The sequence below is a fragment of the Pseudomonas sp. TTU2014-080ASC genome, assembly GCF_001446935.1.
Classification (GTDB): Bacteria; Pseudomonadota; Gammaproteobacteria; order Pseudomonadales; family Pseudomonadaceae; genus Aquipseudomonas.
This window is the reverse complement of the sequence record NZ_LKKK01000002.1, coordinates 781845-799469: the sequence shown is the minus strand read 5'-3', so window position 1 is coordinate 799469 and position 17625 is coordinate 781845. Positions and strand designations below refer to the sequence as shown.

Here is a 17625-nt window from a genome sequence, read left to right as displayed (position 1 = left end):
GCCTGTATCAGTCCCGCACCATCAGGCGCGGGGCGAGTTCCTTGAGGGCGCGACGATAGACCTCGCGCTTGAATGTGACGACCTGTCCCAGCGGGTACCAGTAACTGACCCAGCGCCAGCCATCAAATTCCGGTTTACCGGTCAGATCCATGCGAACCCGATCTTCAGTGCCTGTCAGGCGCAGCAGAAACCACTTCTGTTTCTGGCCGATGCATAACGGCTGGCTATGGGTGCGAACCAGACGTTGGGGCAAACGATATCTCAACCAACCCCGGGTGCAGGCAAGAATTTCAACATCCTGCTCTTCCAGCCCCACTTCTTCGTTCAACTCACGGTACAACGCCTCTTCCGGCGTCTCGTTATCGTTGATACCACCTTGCGGGAACTGCCAGGCATCCTGATTGATGCGCCGCGCCCACAGCACCTGGCCAACATCATTGGTCAGAATGATGCCGACATTCGGACGAAAACCATCAGGATCGATCACGGCGCTAAACCTCGTAAACGCATGTTTCGGCATTGTTCCATAAAGGTCGCCACAGCAGCAATGCACGCACAGCCTGTAATGGGAATGACCTGTAAAAGCGGCTATCCTGACGGCCTTTGTTCATCTGTATATAAGTAGGTGTTCTGTGCGTTTGGCTTTATTTGATCTGGACAATACCCTGCTGGGCGGCGACAGCGACCACGCATGGGGCGATTACATGTGCGAACGCGGCATTCTCGATCGTGCCGCACACAAGGCACGCAATGATCAGTTCTTTGAGGCCTATCAGGCCGGCACGCTGAACATCGCTGACTACCTGAACTTCAGCCTTGAGCTGCTGGGCCGTACCGACATGGAGCAGCTGGCACAGTGGCACCGCGAGTTCATGCGTGACCGCATCGAGCCGATCATCCTGGCCAAAGGTGAAGCCCTGCTAGCCGAGCACCGCGCCGCCGGCGACAAGCTGGTAATCATCACCGCCACCAACCGTTTCGTAACCGGACCGATTGCCGAGCGCCTGGGCGTTGATCACCTACTGGCCACCGAGTGCGAAATGCAGGATGGCCGTTACACCGGCCGCACCACAGATGTTCCATGTTTCCAGGGCGGCAAAGTGGTGCGCCTGCAACGCTGGCTCGATGAAACCGGCCATAACCTGCAAGACAGCTACTTCTACAGTGATTCGATCAACGATCTGCCACTGCTCGAACAGGTCACTAATCCGTTTGCGGTGGACCCGGACGCCAAACTGCGTGCCGAAGCGGAGAAACGCGGCTGGACGATCATGTCCCTGCGTGACTGACTTCCCCCTTGCGATACAAACAAAAACGCCGCCTCCTCAGGCGGCGTTTTTGTTTGAGCTGAAACCTCAGAGCGGCTTAGCGCCCATCAACCCCATGATGGCGATCAGCAGCACGACCAACAGCACTGCATAAATCAGAGCGAGGCGCTTCAGACCAACCGGTGCCGGCGTATCACCCAGAGCCTGCCAGGCGCTCAAACGCCCGGCCAGCAGCAGCCCGACCACAACCAGTACCGCAAACAGAATGCTGCTGCCCAGCAACCAGGTTTGCCCCAGCGGGAAGCCCACCAGGTTAACCATCCACCAACCACTGACCGGCAAACTCAGCGCCAGCAGCGCAAACACCGGCAGGCTGATCAGACGAGTACGCTTGAGCTTGCGCTGCAACACAGCACTGTCGCCACTGCGCGATGCTTTCCACAGCATGAATACATGGGCGATGAGGCCCAGTAACAACAGCATGCCCGGTGCACTGTGGGCAATTTTCAGCAGTTGGTAGTGTTCCATTACAAGGTTCCTGTTAGTTGTCAGGGTTAGCCGAGGAATAGTTTGTAAGCCGGGTTATCGCTCTCATCCCAATAGGGGTAACCAATAGCATCCAGCGCAGCTGGCAGCAGATGACGCTCCTCATGCGGCACTTGCAAACCCGCCACAACGCGACCGTCAGCTGCACCATGGTTGCGATAGTGGAACATGGAGATATTCCAGCGTCCGCCCAGCTTCTGCAAGAAGTTGAACAGCGCGCCCGGACGCTCCGGGAATTCGAAGCGGTATACGCACTCGTCCGGCACCGCGGCAGCATGCCCGCCAACCATGTGGCGAATGTGCAGTTTAGCCAGCTCGTTATCGGTCAGGTCCAGCACCGGGAAGCCCTTATCCTGCAGCCCTTTGACCAGGGCCTCGCGTGGATCGTTCTCAGGGTGAGTCTGCACGCCAACAAAGATGTGTGCCGAACCGTTCTCGTGGAAGCGGTAGTTGAACTCGGTAATCTGACGCTTACCCAGCGCCTCGCAGAAGCTCTTGAAGCTGCCTGGATGCTCAGGAATGGTGACAGCGATAATGGCTTCGCGCTGCTCACCCAACTCTGCTCGTTCAGCCACATGGCGCAGGCGGTCGAAGTTGATGTTGGCACCGGAGTCGATACCGACCAAAACCTGCTTAGTGCACCCTTCACGCTGCACATAGCGCTTAATCCCTGCCACGCTGAGTGCGCCGGCCGGCTCGGTGATGGAGCGGGTGTCGTCGTAGATGTCCTTGATCGCCGCGCAAATTTCATCGGTGCTGACAGTAATCACCTCATCTACATAGTCCTTGCAGATATTGAAGGTGTGCTCGCCGATCTGCGCCACAGCAACGCCATCTGCGAACAGGCCAACCTGCGGCAGAACCACGCGCTCGCCCGCTGCCATCGCAGCCTGCAGGCAGTTGGAATCATCCGGTTCAACGCCGATCACCTTGATTTCAGGGCGCAGGTATTTCACGTAAGCCGCAATACCCGCAATCAAGCCCCCGCCGCCGACGGGTACGAAAATCGCGTCAATCTGCCCCTGCTGCTGACGCAAAATTTCCATGGCAATGGTGCCCTGACCGGCAATGGTGTGCGGGTCATCGTAAGGGTGGATATAGATGTAACCCTTGTCGTCCACCAACTTCAGGGAATAAGCCAACGCCTCAGGGAAACTGTCGCCGTGCAGCACAACCTTGCCGCCACGGGAACGGACGCCGTGCACCTTAATTTCCGGAGTGGTTTTGGGCATCACAATAGTGGCTTTTACGCCCAGCTTCTTCGCAGCCAGCGCCAGACCTTGGGCATGGTTGCCGGCGGATGCAGTCACCACACCGCGCGCCTGCTCTTCGGCAGACAGCTGGGCCAGCTTGTTGTACGCGCCCCTAATCTTGAACGAGAACACCGGCTGCAGGTCTTCACGCTTGAGCAGAATCTGATTGCCCAGGCGTTCGGAAAGTTGGTTGGCAGGTTGCAGAGGGGTTTCCACTGCCACGTCATAGACGCGGGAAGTGAGGATGTTCTTCACATTTTCTTCAAGCATGGCGGGATCGCAGGTGTAGTACAGGGAGTTCGGGAGTCTACTCCACGCTTGCCGGGTGCGACCATAAGATACAGCGGCATTTATCCAGCAAAAGCACTAACACCGGGCAACGGGGTATAATTCATATTTTACTCCCCACATTACCCAGGCCCGCGAATGAACCAGGATCAACTCAAGCAAGCCGTTGCCCAGGCTGCCGTCGACTACATTCTTCCCCACCTCGACGCCAAGAGTGTGATTGGAGTTGGCACCGGCTCCACTGCCAACTTCTTTATTGATGCACTGGCCAAACACAAAATGGAATTCGATGGCGCCGTAGCCAGCTCCGAAGCCACCGCTGCCCGCCTGAAAGGCCACGGCATCCCGGTGTATGAACTGAACAGCGTCAGCGATCTTGAGTTCTACATCGACGGTGCCGACGAAAGTGACGAGCATCTGAACCTGATCAAGGGCGGCGGCGCAGCCCTGACCCGCGAGAAGATCGTTGCAGCGGTGGCCAAAACCTTCATCTGCATCGCCGACGCCAGCAAGCTGGTTCCGGTACTGGGCAACTTCCCGCTGCCAGTTGAAGTCATCCCGATGGCCCGCAGCCACGTTGCCCGCCAGCTGGTGAAACTAGGCGGTGACCCGGTCTACCGCGAAGGTGTGATCACCGATAACGGCAACGTCATTCTCGATGTGCACAACATGTCCATCGTTAATCCGGTTGAGCTGGAAACCCAGATCAATGCCATCGTCGGCGTCGTTACCAACGGCCTGTTCGCAGCCCGCCCGGCAGACCTGCTGCTTCTCGGCACAGCCGACGGCGTGAAAACTCTGCAAAAACCCTGATCGCGCAAGGGGCTTGCAGTAGGGCCGGACGGCTGTGCAAGATTGAACGTATTCGATAAAAGCCGACTCCAGTCGGCTAGCCAACGGCAACCCAAGGAGCCCCATGTCCACACTCGCGCCGTCTACTCAGGATCGCCTGCTTGATCTGGGCGATGTGCTAAGGGACTTGGTTGCCCAAGGCCGTACCCATCAGGACAGCGCCGAGCATTGCCTGGCCATCCGCCGCAGCGCGGTGAACAACCAGCAACACCCGCTGGAGTTTTTGGCAGCGCAACAGCTGGACGACCTTAAACATCCGGGTAAAAAACTCGATCTGGAATGCCTGACCCAATGGCTGGCAGAGCACCATGGTCAGCCGTATCTGCGCATTGACCCGTTGAAAATCGACGTCGCGGCCGTCACCCCGCTGATGTCCTACGCCTTTGCCCAGCGCCACAAGATTCTCGCCGTCGCAGTGGACCGAGAGTGCGTCACCATCGCCAGCTGCCAGCCGCTAATGCGCGCCTGGGAGCAGGATCTGGTGCATGTTCTAAAGCGCCCGATCAAGCGCGTCATCGCCAACCCATGCGACATTCAGCGTTTTACCGTCGAGTTCTATCGACTGGCCCGCTCGGTCAGTGGAGCCTCGGCCACCGACATGAAGATGAGCAGTGTCGGCAACTTCGAGCAGTTGCTCAGCCTCGGCGCACAAGATCAGGAACCGGACGCCAACGACGCGCATATCGTCAATATCGTCGACTGGCTGTTTCAGTACGCCTTCCAGCAACGCGCCAGTGATATCCACATCGAGCCGCGCCGCGAACAGGGCAGCGTGCGTTTTCGTATCGACGGTGTACTGCACACGGTCTATCAATTCCCGCCGCAAGTGACCCTGGCCATTGTCAGCCGCCTGAAGAGTTTAGGCCGGATGAACGTGGCGGAAAAACGCAAGCCGCAAGATGGCCGGATCAAAACCAAAACCCCGGATGGCGGCGAAGTAGAACTGCGTTTGTCCACATTGCCGACCGCCTTCGGCGAGAAAATGGTGATGCGGATTTTCGACCCGGAAGTGCTGCTCAAGAGCTTCGATCAGTTGGGCTTCTCCGCTGATGACATGAAGCGCTGGCAAAGCATGACCTGCCAGCCCAACGGCATCATTCTGGTCACCGGCCCGACTGGCTCAGGTAAGACCACCACGCTGTACACCACACTCAAGCAACTGGCGACCTCCGAGGTCAACGTCTGCACCATCGAAGATCCGATCGAGATGATCGAAGGTGCCTTCAACCAGATGCAAGTGCAGAGCAATATCGACCTGACCTTTGCCAGTGGCGTGCGCGCACTGATGCGTCAGGACCCGGACATCATCATGATCGGTGAGATCCGCGATCTGGAAACCGCTGAAATGGCGATTCAGGCTGCTCTCACCGGGCACTTGGTGCTATCCACCCTGCACACCAACGATGCGCCGAGCGCGATTACCCGCCTGCTCGAACTGGGCGTCCCTCACTACCTGCTCAAAGCCACACTGCTTGGCGTGATGGCCCAGCGACTGGTGCGAACGCTGTGCCCGCACTGCAAAGTCCCGCACACGCTGGATGAAGACGACTGGCAGAGCCTGACCAAACCTTGGAATGCGCCGCTGCCAACGCAGGCCCAGCGCGCCGTGGGCTGCCTGGAATGCCGCGATACCGGCTACCGTGGCCGGGCCGGGGTTTACGAGATCATGCTGATGAACGATGCAATCAAGCCGTTGATCACCGCTGATACCGATCTGGTCGCCCTGCGCCGTCATGCCTTCAAAGACGGTATGCGCAGCCTGCGCCTGTCCGGAGCGCAAAAAATCGCCAGCGGCTTGACCACCATTGAGGAAGTGCTGCGGGTGACACCGCAGAGTGAGCAGCGCTGATCAGCGCTGCGTAATTCCAGCGTGCCAGCGCTGGGCACCGCCCAACCGGGACATCACCTGCGCCACTCGCTGCGGTTTGCAATTCAGATAATCCGAGCCCTGCAGCCAGCGAGGGTCGTTGTGCCAAGCGAACAGAAACTGCCCGCCCTTAAGCTGATCCACCACCATCCGCGCCACTTCTGGCCTGACGGCCGGGCAACCCAGGCTACGACCGATACGCCCCTGACTTTTAACCAGACTGGGACTGACGTAGTCCGCACCGTGGATCACAATCGCGCGCTCGCGGGCCAAATCGTTCAAGCCAGGCTCAAGGCCATCCATACGTAGCGAGTAGCCGTGCTTGCCGCTGTAACTCTCCGCCGTGCGGAACAGCCCCAGGCTGCTCTGATTGCTGTTGAGACGATTGGAAAAGCTCTCAGCAAAATTCTCTCCCGACATCCGCCCATGGGCCACGTAATCACGCAGTAGCAGGCGCTTGCGTTGCAGATCAAAAATCCACAGCCGGCGCTCGGTAGAAGGTCGGGAATAATCAATCACTGCCAGACGACGAGCCGGGCCGGCCCCGTTATTGACCGCGCACTGCATGGCGGCCAGCGCATGGCGCAGCGCCTGCTGATTCAGGCCCGGTGCAATACGCAGTAAATCGCGCTGCAACGCGTCAGTGGTCGCAGCCATTAACGGCGTGCTTAAACCCAACAGACTTACGAGCAGTAAGCTGCGCAACTGTGAAAACATACAAACTTTCCCCATAAACCAAGTGTGCGGGCGCACAAGAAGTCGACTCCGCGCTGGTCCGGCTATACTGATTCTGCTTACCCTACCGGCAATAGCGGTATGCGGCCAAGGATCGGAGTATCAAATTGTTCAAAATTGCAGCATTTTACCTAACGATCGCGACTTCTTTACTTCCATTGGTCGCTAATGCAGACACCTTGCAAGTCGCTCCCCAACAGGATTTGCGCCCGGTTCTGAGTGACCTGGGTACGCACTGCGGGCCTTTACCAGCCAGTCTTGATACTGCCGCACTGACGCGACTACAGGCGTTCTACAACCAGCAAAATGGTGTATCCGCCTGGCAAGACGGCACCCAGCTGCAACAACTGACTGAGCAACTTGCCCGGTTGGTTGATGACGGCCTCAATCCAGCCGATTACCCGTATCCACTGAGCTCGCAACACGCGCAGGGCCGAGCGGACTGCGCCGACATCCTCACCAGCCACGCTTACTTACAAGCCTTGCTGCACCTGCGTAGGGGGCGTATCAGTGTGCCCAAAACCGAAGCCCTGTGGAGGACTGCCAGCCTACCTCCGGCCGATGCTGAACTGGCCACGCTGTCTCTGGCCATCGCCAACCTCGCAGCACCGGCCAAGGCCTTTGACGAGGCTCGCCCCACCAGCAGCCGTTACCTAAACCTGCGCAAGGTCTACGCCAGCCAGCGCCAACGGCCGCTGAGCCAGTGGCCGAGCATTGGCCAAGGTAAGTTGCTTAAAGCCAATGGCATGGACGAACGCCTGCCAGTCTTGCGCTCGCGCCTTGAGGCCGAAGGCTATCTGACCATCAGCCCGGAACACACCGATAACCGTTATGACAGCGCGACCCAGCAAGCCCTCGAACATTTTCAGAGCGCCCACGGCCTGAACCCGGATGGTGTACTGGGCCCTGCCAGCATTCGGGAGCTGAATATTCCCGCGCAGCAGCGTCTTGACCAGCTGCGAGCCAACCTTGAGCGCCTGCGCTGGCAGGCAGATGACTTGAGCATCAGCAAAGTTGTGATCAACATTCCCGCCAGCGAGCTGCTGATCCTCAAGGACGACCAGATTCAATGGCGAACCCGCACCCAGGTCGGGCGCAGCGACCGGCAAACACCACTGCTGCTGTCACGCCTTAATCGTCTGAGCCTCAACCCAACCTGGACCGTACCGCCCACCATCCTGCGTAAGGACAAACTTCCCGCGATCAGGGAGGACATCAGCTACCTGTCCCGTCACGGCCTAAGCGTGCTTGACCGTGATGGCACAGCGCTTGATCCACATGACGTGGATTGGCATAACCCCGGCAATATCATGCTGCGCCAGGCAGCTGGGAGCCAGAACCCGCTGGGCCGCGTGGCCTTCCGCTTTGACAACCCGTTTGCGGTTTACCTGCATGACACCCCGAGCCAGAGCCTGTTCAGCAAAGCGCCACGGGCCTTCAGTTCCGGCTGTGTGCGGGTGGAGAATGTTGATAACTTCTTCAACTGGCTGCTTAGCCCAGACGAACTCGTCACTGTGACTAAGCACATCGAAAGCGGCAAAACCTTGCAGTACCGTCTGCAGCAACCAGCCGTGATTCTAATGACGTACTGGACAGCAGAAGCCGACCAGAACGGAACCCTGACTTACTACCCGGATGTATACGAGCGCGATGTTCAGCTCATCAGCGCCCTTAACACGGCGCGCTGAAATCGCATCGTCTTAACTGCCTGTTCGGCGCCATTTGTGTTTATAGTCCGGACCAACACTCCAACCTTGTAAACATCAGCTGGGAGCAATCGAATGGACGTCGGTAGTGTCATCTTCCTGTTTGTCGCGTTGGCCATTGCCATCGTATTTATGGGTTTCAAGGTCGTGCCTCAAGGCAACGAGTGGACCGTGGAGCGCTTTGGCCGCTACACCACCACGCTCAAACCCGGACTGAACATCATTGTGCCGGTCATGGACCGCATCGGGCGCAAGCTCAACGTGATGGAAAACGTGCTGGATATTCCACCGCAGGAAGTGATCACGGCGGATAACGCTACGGTACAGATTGACGCCATCTGCTTCTTCCAGATCATCAATACCGCGCAGGCTGCGTACGAGGTAAACAACCTCGAACATGCGATCCGTAACCTGGTCATGACCAATATCCGCACCGTGCTCGGCTCCATGGAGTTGGACGCCATGCTCGGACAGCGCGACGCAATCAACGAACGCCTGCTGAAAACCGTGGACGAAGCCACCGCACCGTGGGGCATCAAGATCACCCGCATCGAGATCAAAGACATCAGCCCACCTGAAGACCTGATGGCCGCCATGTCCGGGCAGATGAAAGCCGAGCGAATCAAGCGCGCACAAATCCTGGAGGCGGAAGGCCTGCGGGCGGCCGCTATTCTTACCGCTGAGGGTCAGAAACAGGGCGATATTCTCAAAGCCGAAGGCCAACGCCAGGCGGCGTTCCTTGAAGCGGAAGCCCGCGAGCGTGCGGCTCAGGCCGAAGCGGAAGCAACTCGCGTGGTGTCCGAAGCTATCGCCAGCGGCAACGTGCAGGCGGTCAATTACTTCGTCGCACAAAAATATGTTGAGGCACTGGGACAGCTCGCCGCCGCCAATAACAGCAAAGTCATCCTGATGCCGCTGGAAGCCAGCCAGGTGATCGGTGCAGTGGGCGGCATTGGTGAGATTGTTAAAGCCACATTCGATGACAAAAAGAGCTAAGCCATGTTGAGCTACCTGCAACAGCTGACTTACTGGGACTGGCTCGCACTGGGCATTGTGCTGCTGATTATTGAGGTGTTCGGTGCGGGCGGTTATCTGCTCTGGATCGGCCTGGCCGCTGCCTGCACCAGCCTGCTCAGTTTTATCTTTCCACAACTCGGCTGGGCCGCTCAATTCTTGGTGTTTGCTCTCTTCTCAATCACTACAGCTGTGCTCTGGTGGAGACGACAGCGCAACGTCAAGAGCAACCCCAGCCAACCTGGTCTGAACCAGCGCGGCAGCGAGCTGATCGGGCGTAGCTTCGTGCTGCACGAAGCGATTGTCGACGGGCGCGGCAAGATTAAGGCAGGCGACACCCTATGGTTGGTCTCCGGTGCCGATGCGCCAGCCGGGCAGACCGTGAAAGTAACCGGGCAGGATGGTGTGGTGCTGCTGGTCGCTCCCCAATAGCCGGTGTGGAGACTGCTCCAATGCCTCTCAAACACCTACTGCTGACAGCCACGCTACTCCTCAGCAGTGGGTGCAGCCTGATCAAGCTAGACCATGAGATGCAGCTGGCGCATCAGCAATTGGTGCTAGTCAGCGGCCAGTTGCAGCACAGCGTCGACCAGCACAGCGCACTGGTGGCATTACTGGACAATCAGAGTCATCTGGTGGCCTACCGGATTGCTTCGCCCGGAGAAGTGTTCTACTTCATCACGCCGCCCGGCGCTTACCAGTTAGTGGCGTTTGATGACCTCAATGGCAATTTCGTCATTGACCCAGACGAACCCCGGCAGTGGATTATCGAAGCCAAAAGTACCCCACTGACCGTTCAGCCCAGCCGAGAAGAACGCGAACAACTGGGCCATCTGAACGAGCTAAATCTGCCTGCTGACGCGCTGGGGCAAGCCCCAGAACTCGACCTGAGCTTGCAAGTGGTCTATCAGGAGCACCCCCGTTTCCAGCGTAATTACCTGCAAACCGTAACCCTGGATGACTGGCGCTTCGATGCGCAGCGAACCCGCATGGGCACCTGGCAGCCGGTCAGTTTTATCAATGAGCTGGGCTATGGCTTGTATCTGCTGGGGCCTTGGGACGCGCGCAAAGAGCCTGTGCTGATGGTGCACGGCATCAACTCATCGCCCAAAGACTGGTCATGGCTGGCCGAACAGCTGGACCGCTCACGCTATCAACCAGTGCTGTTTCATTACCCCGGCGGCCTGCCGCTGGACAACAACGCCTACATGTTGAGCATGGCCATCCGTGATTTGCAGTTGCGCCATCATCCCAAACGCATGCACCTGATGGCCCACAGTATGGGCGGGTTGGTTACGCGCCGGGCCTTACAACGCCTGAATGCAGACTACAGCCAGCAAGTTTGCCTGTTCATCACCCTCTCAACGCCTTGGGGCGGGCACCCCATGGCGGCCCACGGCGTGCATGATGTGCCACTGGATATTCCGTTGTGGCGCGACCTGTCACCCGACAGCCCGTTTCTGCGCAACCTGTTCAGCCAGCCGCTAGCCAGACATATCCGCCAATGGCAGCTGATCAGCTATGGCGGCAACCGATCATTACTACCGCAACCCAATGACGGCGCGGTGCCGCTGGCCAGCGAGCTGCTCCCGGCTGCCCAGGATGAAGCTGAACGCATTTACCTGTTGGACGAAAGCCACACAGGTATTCTGCACAGCAACCGCAGTGCGCAGCTGATCAAGCGGGCTCTGGAGAGCCTGCCATCCAGAGGCTGCGCAGCGGACTAAGCACTCCCCATAAACAACAAAGCCCCGCATCGCGGGGCTTTGTCTGTAAAGCTCAATCAGTCGTTTTCAGCAGCGACCTTGTAAGCGTCTGCATCCAGCAGCTTGTCCAGCTCGCCGGCATCAGTCGGCTTCAATTTGAAGAACCAGCTGCCGTACGGATCGTTGTTGACGCTTTCCGGGCTGTCAGCCAGTGCTTCGTTGATCGCGATCACTTCGCCGCCTACCGGAGCGTAGATATCGGATGCGGCTTTAACCGACTCAACCACACCGGCTTCCTGACCTGCGTTCAGGCTTTTGCCAACTTCTGGCAGCTCGATAAATACCACGTCGCCCAGCGCTTCCTGAGCGTGGTCGGAAATGCCAACGGTTACAGTGCCATCAGCTTCAAGGCGCGCCCATTCATGGCTGGCGGCATAACGCAGTTCGGCTGGAATATTGCTCATGTGTCGCTCCTTATCTTGCAGACGGCCACGGCGCCGTCATAGAAATTTACCAGGCCGTAGCCTTTGCAAAGCCTCTGGCAACCTGCTGACAGCAAGGCAGATCAGCAGAGGCGTGGCCCAAGCATGTCACTAATGGCCACGCTTACGCCACTGACTTTGTGCATTCGCTCACACAAGGGTTTTACCATGCCGGACAAATGTCGGCTTGACCACGCGAACAGGGAACCACTTACCGCGAATCTCCACTTCGGCCCGCTCCTCAGTGGCCAACGGCAAACGCGCCAATGCAATGGATTTACCTAGCGTAGGCGAAAAACTGCCGCTGGTGATTTCCCCCTCACCAATGCCTTCGACCCGCACCACCTGATGGGCGCGCAGTACGCCGCGCTCCTCAAGCACAAGGCCGACCAGCTTGGTGTCTACACCGGACGCCTGCTGTTCAAGCAGGGCTTCGCGGCCAATAAAGTCGCGGTCTTGCGGCTCCCAGGCGATCGTCCAGGCCATGTTCGACTGCAAGGGCGTGACCCGCTCATCCATATCCTGGCCGTAGAGATTCATCCCAGCCTCAAGACGCAGTGTGTCGCGGGCCCCCAGGCCGATAGTGGGGATTCCAGCACCAACCAGTTCGTTGAAGAAGTCTTCAACCTCACTCGCAGGCAGCATGATCTCCAGACCATCTTCACCGGTATACCCGGTACGAGCGATAAACCACTCGCCGTCGGCGCGGCCTTCAAAAGGCTTCAGCGTCTGGATCAATGCGGACTGACTCTGGGTTACCAGCTCAGCTGTTTTAACCCGCGCCTGAGGGCCCTGAATAGCCAAGATGGCGAGATCCCGCCGCTCACGTAGCTCAACCTCGAAATCGACACTGTGTAGACGCATCCAGGCCAGGTCTTTATCTCGGGTAGAAGCATTGGATACCAAGCGGTAGCCAAAATCAGTGAGGTAAACGATCAGATCATCAATCACGCAGCCCTGCTCGTTGAGCAGGGCGCTGTATAGTGCTTTGCCGGTTTCTTGCAGCCGCCCGACATCGTTAGCCAACAGGTACTGCAGATAGGCTTTAGCCTGAGCGCCGATGACATCCACAACGGTCATGTGGGAGACGTCAAACACGCCACAATCACGACGAACCTGATGGTGCTCCTCAACCTGCGACCCATAGTGCAACGGCATATCCCATCCGCCGAAGTCGACCATCTTCGCACCCATAACCATGTGCAGGTTATAGAGTGCTGTTCGCTGTCCCATAAGTATCTCCTTGCGGGCTTGGCTTTACGGCGGCCGTACGGTTGAGCAATTTAAGATCAATCTGCTCCACAAGTTTTCCGAAACACAGGCCGCTTCGAATGGCGCGCATTGTACCGGCTAGTCAGATGGCGGTCATCCGCCACCTGCCCTATCCAACCCGACGTGCCGAACGGCGGATCAGCAAAATTACCGGCAAAAGCCCCACTAGAACCAAGGTCAGCGCGGGCAATGAAGCCCTAGCCCACTCCCCCTCACTGGTCATTTCAAATACCCGAACGGCCAGGGTGTCCCAGCCAAACGGTCGCATCAGCAAGGTAGCCGGCATTTCCTTAAGCACATCGACAAACACCAGCAAGGCAGCGGTCAGCACGCCCGGCACCAGCAAAGGCAGATAAACCTTAAAGAACAGTCCCGCGCCGCCAACCCCCAAGCTACGCGAGGCCTCCGGCAGTGATGGGCGAATCCGCGCCAGGCTGTTTTCAAGCGGCCCATACGCCACCGCCATAAAGCGGATCAGATAAGCCAGGATCAACGCCCCCAGACTGCCCAACAGCAACGGTTTACCGGCACCGCCCAGCCAGCTGGAAAGCGGAATCACCAACTCACGGTCGAGGTAGCTGAATACCAGCATAATGGCCACCGCCAGCATCGAACCCGGCAAGGCGTAGCCCAGATTGGCGATGCCAACGGTCGAGCTCATCGTCCGGGTAGGTGTAAGACGGCGGCAAAACGCCAGAAGCAGCGCCACACTGACGGTGATCAATGCCGCCATCGCGCCCAAGTACAGGGTGTGCAGGATCAGTTCCTGATAGCGCTCATCCAGATCAAAGCGGCCGCGTTGCCAAAACCACACCACCAGCTGCAGCAGTGGAATCACAAAGCCACAGGCAAACACCAGGCTGCACCAGCCAGTGGCGGCCCAGGCTTTGACGCCACGTAGGTGATACAGCGCCTTACCGCGCGGCCGCTCATTGGCCGGTCGCACTGCACCGCGGGCGCGTCGCTCGCCGTAGAGCACCAGCATGACCGCCAGCAGCAACAGGCTTGCTAACTGCGCGGCGCTGCTCAGGCTGTAAAAGCCATACCAGGTTTTGTAGATGGCATTGGTAAAGGTGTCGAAATTAAAGACTGCAACAGCACCGAAATCCGCCAGCGTTTCCATCATTGCCAATGCAAGCCCGGCACCGATGGCCGGACGCGCCATCGGCAGCGCCACACGCCAGAACGCCCTCCAGGGATTGAGCCCAAGCACCCGCGCGGCTTCCATTAACCCCTTGCCCTGAGCCAGAAAGGCGTTACGCGCCAGTAGGTAGACGTAGGGATAGAAAACCAGCACCAGCACGATGATCACACCGCCGGTGGAACGTACCCTGGGGAAGCGAATCCCGCTGCCGAACAACTCTCGCATCAGGGTTTGCACCGGGCCTGAAAAGTCCAACAGGCCAACAAACACAAAGGCCAACACGTAGGCCGGAATGGCGAACGGCAGCATAAGCGCCCAGTCCAGCCAGCGCCTGCCGGGGAACTCGCAGAGACTGGTCAGCCAGGCCAGGCTCACGCCCAGCAGAGTAACGCCAATGCCGACCCCCACCAGCAAGGTGATGGTATTGCCCAATAACCGGGGCATCTGGGTTTCCCACAGGTGGGTCCAGATTTTAGGGTCGATGTCGTGCCAACTGAACAAAAGCACACTGATCGGCAATAGAACCAACAACGCCGCGGTGAAGGCGAAGGGATACCAACGACGCTGAGCAGGATGGGCCACGCAAACTCCTAAAGACGGTCACTGAGCTGCAAAAACACAACGCCCCGGACATGCCGGGGCGCTGAGTATAACGGTTGGTTCATGCCAGGTTCTGTACGAAAACGCGGCGCACGCCTGCCAGGGGACCAACCTCGAAGCTAAATCAGTTCCAGCCAGCCCGATCCATCAGCATGATGGCCTCAGCCTGACGCTTACCGGCCACTTCAATGGCAATGCTGTCAGCCTTGAATTCGCCCCAGGATTTAACCTCATCCGAGAACGGCACGCTTTGATTGGCCGGGAACTCCTGGTTCACGCCGGCAAATACGCTCTGCGCCTCAGGGGTTGTCATCCACTCCAGCAGCTTCTGTGCAGCCTCGGCATGCGGTGCATGCTTGGTAACACCGGCCCCAGCCAGGTTCACGTGTGTACCTCGGTCACCCTGGTTGGCCCAGAACGGCTTCACTTTCAGGTCCGGATTCTGCTTGTGCAGGCGGCCATAGTAGTAAGTGTTGGTAATGCCCACATCACACTGACCGGCATCAATGGCCTGCAGCAGTTGGGTGTCATCAGCAAATACGTCGGTAGCCAAGTTGTTGATCCAGCCTTTGATGATCTCTTCGGTCTTCTCAGCACCGTGAGTTTCAATCAGCGTGGCGGTCAGCGACTGGTTGTACACCTTCTTACTGGTACGCAGGCACAGGCGACCTTCCCAGTTGGCATCCGCCAGCGCTTCATAAGTGGACAGCTCACTCGGCTGCACGCGCTCGGTCGAGTAGAAGATGGTACGTGCACGCAGCGACAGGCCTGTCCAGCTGTTAGTGCTGGAGCGGTACTGCGCGGGGATGTTGGCTTCGATTACTTCAGACTTAAGCGGACGCAGAACACCTTCCTGCTCGGCCTGCCAGAGGTTACCGGCATCGACGGTAATCAGGATGTCAGCCGGGGTGTTTTCCCCTTCTGCTTTCAGGCGCGCAATCAGCGGGGCTTCTTTATCAGTAATGAACTTGACCTTCACACCGGTCTTTTCGGTGTACAGATCGAAGACGGGCTTGATCAACTCGTCAATGCGCGAGGAGTACACCACAACTTCTTCGGAGGCCTGAACAGTACCTGCCAAAGTGGTCAGGGTAAGTGCAGCCAACAGACGCTTGCTTGCCGACATCTAGAGTGCCTCCATCAAAAAATCAGGGGCTAAATAGTAGTGAATAGCATTTCGTTTAACAACACACGTGCCATCACAAACTGTTTCAGCCCCTGCCGTGGAAGGCTCTGATATCAGGCTACAAAGGCCTGCTGCGATAGTTCTCTGGCACGGTCACGCAGCACGAACTTCTGCACCTTGCCTGTGCTGGTTTTCGGCAGTTCGGTAAAGACCACACAACCCGGCACTTTGTAGCGGGCGATGTGCTGCTGACAGAACTCAATGACTTCTTTCTCTGTCAGCTCCGTACCTGGCTTGCAGGTGACAAACGCGCAAGGCGTCTCTCCCCAGCGTGGGTGCGGCATTGCTACAACAGCCGCTTCGAGAATTGACGGATGACGGTAGAGCGCGTCCTCAACCTCAATTGAGGAAATGTTCTCGCCGCCGGAAATGATGATGTCTTTCGAGCGATCCTTGATCTCGACATAACCATCCTCGTGCCATACAGCCAGGTCGCCGGAATGGAACCAACCGCCCTCAAAGGCTTCAGCTGTGGCTGTTGGGTTCTTCAGATAACCCTTCATCACGATGTTGCCACGCATCATGATCTCGCCGATGGTCTGACCATCCTTCGGCACCGGCTGCAGCGTATCCGGATCGGCCACCATCAGCCCTTCCAGCAACGCCGCACGCACACCCTGACGGGATTTCAGGCGGGCACGCTTCTCCGGAGTTTCAGCATCCCACTCGCTCTTCCACTCGCAGGCCACGCTCGGGCCGTAGGTTTCAGTCAGGCCGTAAACGTGGGTGACTTTAAAGTCCAGCGCTTCCATGGCCTCAATCACCGACGCAGGTGGCGCAGCACCGGCAGTCAGCACTTTGACCGGCTGGGTTTTCAGAGCTTTCAGGCTGTCGTCAGCGTTGGCCAGCATATTCAGCACAATTGGCGCGCCACAGAAGTGGTCAACCTTATGCTCGGCAATCGCCGCATAAATCGCATCAGCTCGGACATGACGCAGGCACACGTTCACGCCCACGTAAGCCGCCATTGCCCACGGGAAGCACCAGCCGTTGCAGTGGAACATCGGCAGCGTCCACAGGTACACCGGGAAGCGGTTCATGTCCCAGCACAGACCATTAGACAGTGAGTTCAAGTGCGCGCCACGGTGGTGATAAACAACGCCCTTCGGATTACCGGTGGTACCAGAGGTGTAATTGAGGGAAATAGCTTGCCATTCGTCGGCTGGCATCTGCCACGGGTAGTCGGCATCACCCTCTTCAACCAAATCCTCATAGGTCATCTGACCGATCAGCTGGCCGCCCTGGAATTCAGGGTCATCAATGCCGACGATCAACGGACGCTTGGGCAAATGGCTGGTTGCACGCTGAACCAGCTCACCAAATTCCTTGTCTACGAGCACGACTTTGGCTTCGCCGTGCTGCAGGATGAAGGCGATTGCCTCGGCATCCAGACGAGTGTTGATTGCATTAAGGACCGCACCGCACATCGGAATCCCAAAGTGCGCCTCAAACATGGCCGGGCCGTTTGGGGCAACAACTGCAACGGTATCACCCAGGCCAATGCCACGCTTAGACAACGCAGAAGCCAGACGGATGCAGCGCGTGTAGGTCTGTCCCCAAGTCTGACGCAGCGCACCATTCACCACAGCCAGACGCTGTGGGTAAACACTGGCCGCACGCTCGAGGAAACTCAAAGGACTCAGCGCCTGAAAGTTAGCGGCTTCGCGTGGCATACCAAATTCGTAAGGGTTTACGTTGTGCATTGT

The 17625-nt window shown here is 58.0% G+C and carries 16 protein-coding genes; 7 read left to right on the top strand and 9 right to left on the bottom strand.

Translation table 11 applies throughout. From position 1 onward, the window contains the following. Nucleotides 1-7: 7 nt before the first annotated feature. Nucleotides 8-487 (bottom strand): RNA pyrophosphohydrolase, encoded by a 480-nt coding sequence (locus AO726_RS09150; protein ID WP_058067994.1) that lies wholly within the window; start codon nt 485-487, stop codon nt 8-10. Between the two features lie 145 nt (nt 488-632). Here AO726_RS09150 and AO726_RS09145 point away from each other — a divergent pair, with 145 nt between their 5' ends. Continuing rightward, nucleotides 633-1289 (top strand): histidinol-phosphatase, encoded by a 657-nt coding sequence (locus AO726_RS09145; RefSeq protein ID WP_058067755.1) that lies wholly within the window; start codon nt 633-635, stop codon nt 1287-1289. A 66-nt stretch (nt 1290-1355) separates the two neighbouring features. On the opposite strand, the gene AO726_RS09140 is transcribed toward AO726_RS09145, so the two are convergent. Both AO726_RS09140 and ilvA read right to left on the bottom strand, forming a co-directional pair. Beyond that, nucleotides 1356-1796 (bottom strand): DUF2269 family protein, encoded by a 441-nt coding sequence (locus AO726_RS09140; protein ID WP_058067754.1) that lies wholly within the window; start codon nt 1794-1796, stop codon nt 1356-1358. Nucleotides 1797-1822: 26 nt separating this feature from the next. Further along, nucleotides 1823-3337: a threonine ammonia-lyase, biosynthetic gene (gene ilvA / locus AO726_RS09135; protein WP_058067753.1), complete on the bottom strand. Its 1515-nt coding sequence runs from the start codon at nt 3335-3337 to the stop codon at nt 1823-1825. 156 nt (nt 3338-3493) lie between these two features. Here ilvA and rpiA point away from each other — a divergent pair, with 156 nt between their 5' ends. After that, complete coding sequence (gene rpiA / locus AO726_RS09130; RefSeq protein WP_058067752.1) at nt 3494-4168, top strand: ribose-5-phosphate isomerase RpiA; 675 nt, start codon at nt 3494-3496, stop codon at nt 4166-4168. A 103-nt stretch (nt 4169-4271) separates the two neighbouring features. Continuing rightward, nucleotides 4272-6056: a GspE/PulE family protein gene (locus AO726_RS09125; RefSeq protein ID WP_058067751.1), complete on the top strand. Its 1785-nt coding sequence runs from the start codon at nt 4272-4274 to the stop codon at nt 6054-6056. Here AO726_RS09125 and AO726_RS09120 read toward each other — a convergent pair whose 3' ends face one another. Next, nucleotides 6057-6791, bottom strand: a complete 735-nt coding sequence (locus tag AO726_RS09120; protein ID WP_058067750.1) for a murein L,D-transpeptidase catalytic domain family protein — start codon at nt 6789-6791, stop codon at nt 6057-6059. Nucleotides 6792-6988: 197 nt separating this feature from the next. Between AO726_RS09120 and AO726_RS09115 the strand changes: the two genes are divergently transcribed. The 4 genes from AO726_RS09115 (at nt 6989) to AO726_RS09100 (ending at nt 11256) form a co-directional block, all read left to right on the top strand. Further along, the gene (locus tag AO726_RS09115; protein WP_241492083.1) at nt 6989-8497 is read left to right on the top strand and encodes a L,D-transpeptidase family protein; all 1509 of its coding nucleotides are present in this window, start codon (nt 6989-6991) and stop codon (nt 8495-8497) included. A 93-nt stretch (nt 8498-8590) separates the two neighbouring features. Continuing rightward, nucleotides 8591-9511: an SPFH domain-containing protein gene (locus tag AO726_RS09110; RefSeq protein ID WP_058067748.1), complete on the top strand. Its 921-nt coding sequence runs from the start codon at nt 8591-8593 to the stop codon at nt 9509-9511. A gap of 3 nt (nt 9512-9514) precedes the next feature. Next, nucleotides 9515-9961, top strand: coding sequence for an NfeD family protein (locus AO726_RS09105; protein ID WP_058067747.1), 447 nt, complete (start codon nt 9515-9517; stop codon nt 9959-9961). A 20-nt stretch (nt 9962-9981) separates the two neighbouring features. Beyond that, a complete protein-coding gene (locus AO726_RS09100; protein WP_058067746.1) occupies nt 9982-11256 on the top strand; it encodes an alpha/beta fold hydrolase in 1275 nt (424 codons plus the stop codon). Nucleotides 11257-11312: 56 nt separating this feature from the next. Here AO726_RS09100 and gcvH read toward each other — a convergent pair whose 3' ends face one another. The 5 genes from gcvH to AO726_RS09075 all read right to left on the bottom strand — a co-directional run bounded on the left by gcvH (nt 11313) and on the right by AO726_RS09075 (nt 17622). Next, nucleotides 11313-11699 carry a glycine cleavage system protein GcvH gene (gcvH, locus tag AO726_RS09095; protein ID WP_058067745.1) on the bottom strand — a complete coding sequence of 129 codons (387 nt, stop codon included), beginning with the start codon at nt 11697-11699 and terminating at the stop codon, nt 11313-11315. A 168-nt stretch (nt 11700-11867) separates the two neighbouring features. After that, nucleotides 11868-12950, bottom strand: a complete 1083-nt coding sequence (gcvT, locus tag AO726_RS09090; RefSeq protein WP_058067744.1) for a glycine cleavage system aminomethyltransferase GcvT — start codon at nt 12948-12950, stop codon at nt 11868-11870. A 148-nt stretch (nt 12951-13098) separates the two neighbouring features. After that, entirely contained in the window at nt 13099-14715 is a 1617-nt protein-coding gene (locus tag AO726_RS09085; RefSeq protein ID WP_058067743.1) for an ABC transporter permease, read from the bottom strand. 142 nt (nt 14716-14857) lie between these two features. After that, entirely contained in the window at nt 14858-15859 is a 1002-nt protein-coding gene (locus AO726_RS09080) for an extracellular solute-binding protein (protein ID WP_058067742.1), read from the bottom strand. Between the two features lie 113 nt (nt 15860-15972). After that, nucleotides 15973-17622 (bottom strand): acyl-CoA synthetase, encoded by a 1650-nt coding sequence (locus AO726_RS09075; protein ID WP_058067741.1) that lies wholly within the window; start codon nt 17620-17622, stop codon nt 15973-15975. Between the last annotated feature and the right edge of the window lie 3 nt (nt 17623-17625).

Excerpts from the sequence above, each read along its gene's own strand:
- AO726_RS09105 (WP_058067747.1), top strand. The coding sequence starts at position 9,515 with ATGTTGAGCTACCTGCAACAGCTGACTTACTGGGACTGGCTCGCACTG.
- gcvH (WP_058067745.1), bottom strand. The coding sequence starts at position 11,699 with ATGAGCAATATTCCAGCCGAACTGCGTTATGCCGCCAGCCATGAATGG.
- AO726_RS09120 (WP_058067750.1), bottom strand. The coding sequence starts at position 6,791 with ATGTTTTCACAGTTGCGCAGCTTACTGCTCGTAAGTCTGTTGGGTTTA.
- AO726_RS09080 (WP_058067742.1), bottom strand. The coding sequence starts at position 15,859 with ATGTCGGCAAGCAAGCGTCTGTTGGCTGCACTTACCCTGACCACTTTG.
- rpiA (WP_058067752.1), top strand. The coding sequence starts at position 3,494 with ATGAACCAGGATCAACTCAAGCAAGCCGTTGCCCAGGCTGCCGTCGAC.
- AO726_RS09075 (WP_058067741.1), bottom strand. The coding sequence starts at position 17,622 with ATGCACAACGTAAACCCTTACGAATTTGGTATGCCACGCGAAGCCGCT.
- gcvT (WP_058067744.1), bottom strand. The coding sequence starts at position 12,950 with ATGGGACAGCGAACAGCACTCTATAACCTGCACATGGTTATGGGTGCG.
- AO726_RS09140 (WP_058067754.1), bottom strand. The coding sequence starts at position 1,796 with ATGGAACACTACCAACTGCTGAAAATTGCCCACAGTGCACCGGGCATG.
- AO726_RS09100 (WP_058067746.1), top strand. The coding sequence starts at position 9,982 with ATGCCTCTCAAACACCTACTGCTGACAGCCACGCTACTCCTCAGCAGT.
- AO726_RS09125 (WP_058067751.1), top strand. The coding sequence starts at position 4,272 with ATGTCCACACTCGCGCCGTCTACTCAGGATCGCCTGCTTGATCTGGGC.
- AO726_RS09110 (WP_058067748.1), top strand. The coding sequence starts at position 8,591 with ATGGACGTCGGTAGTGTCATCTTCCTGTTTGTCGCGTTGGCCATTGCC.
- ilvA (WP_058067753.1), bottom strand. The coding sequence starts at position 3,337 with ATGCTTGAAGAAAATGTGAAGAACATCCTCACTTCCCGCGTCTATGAC.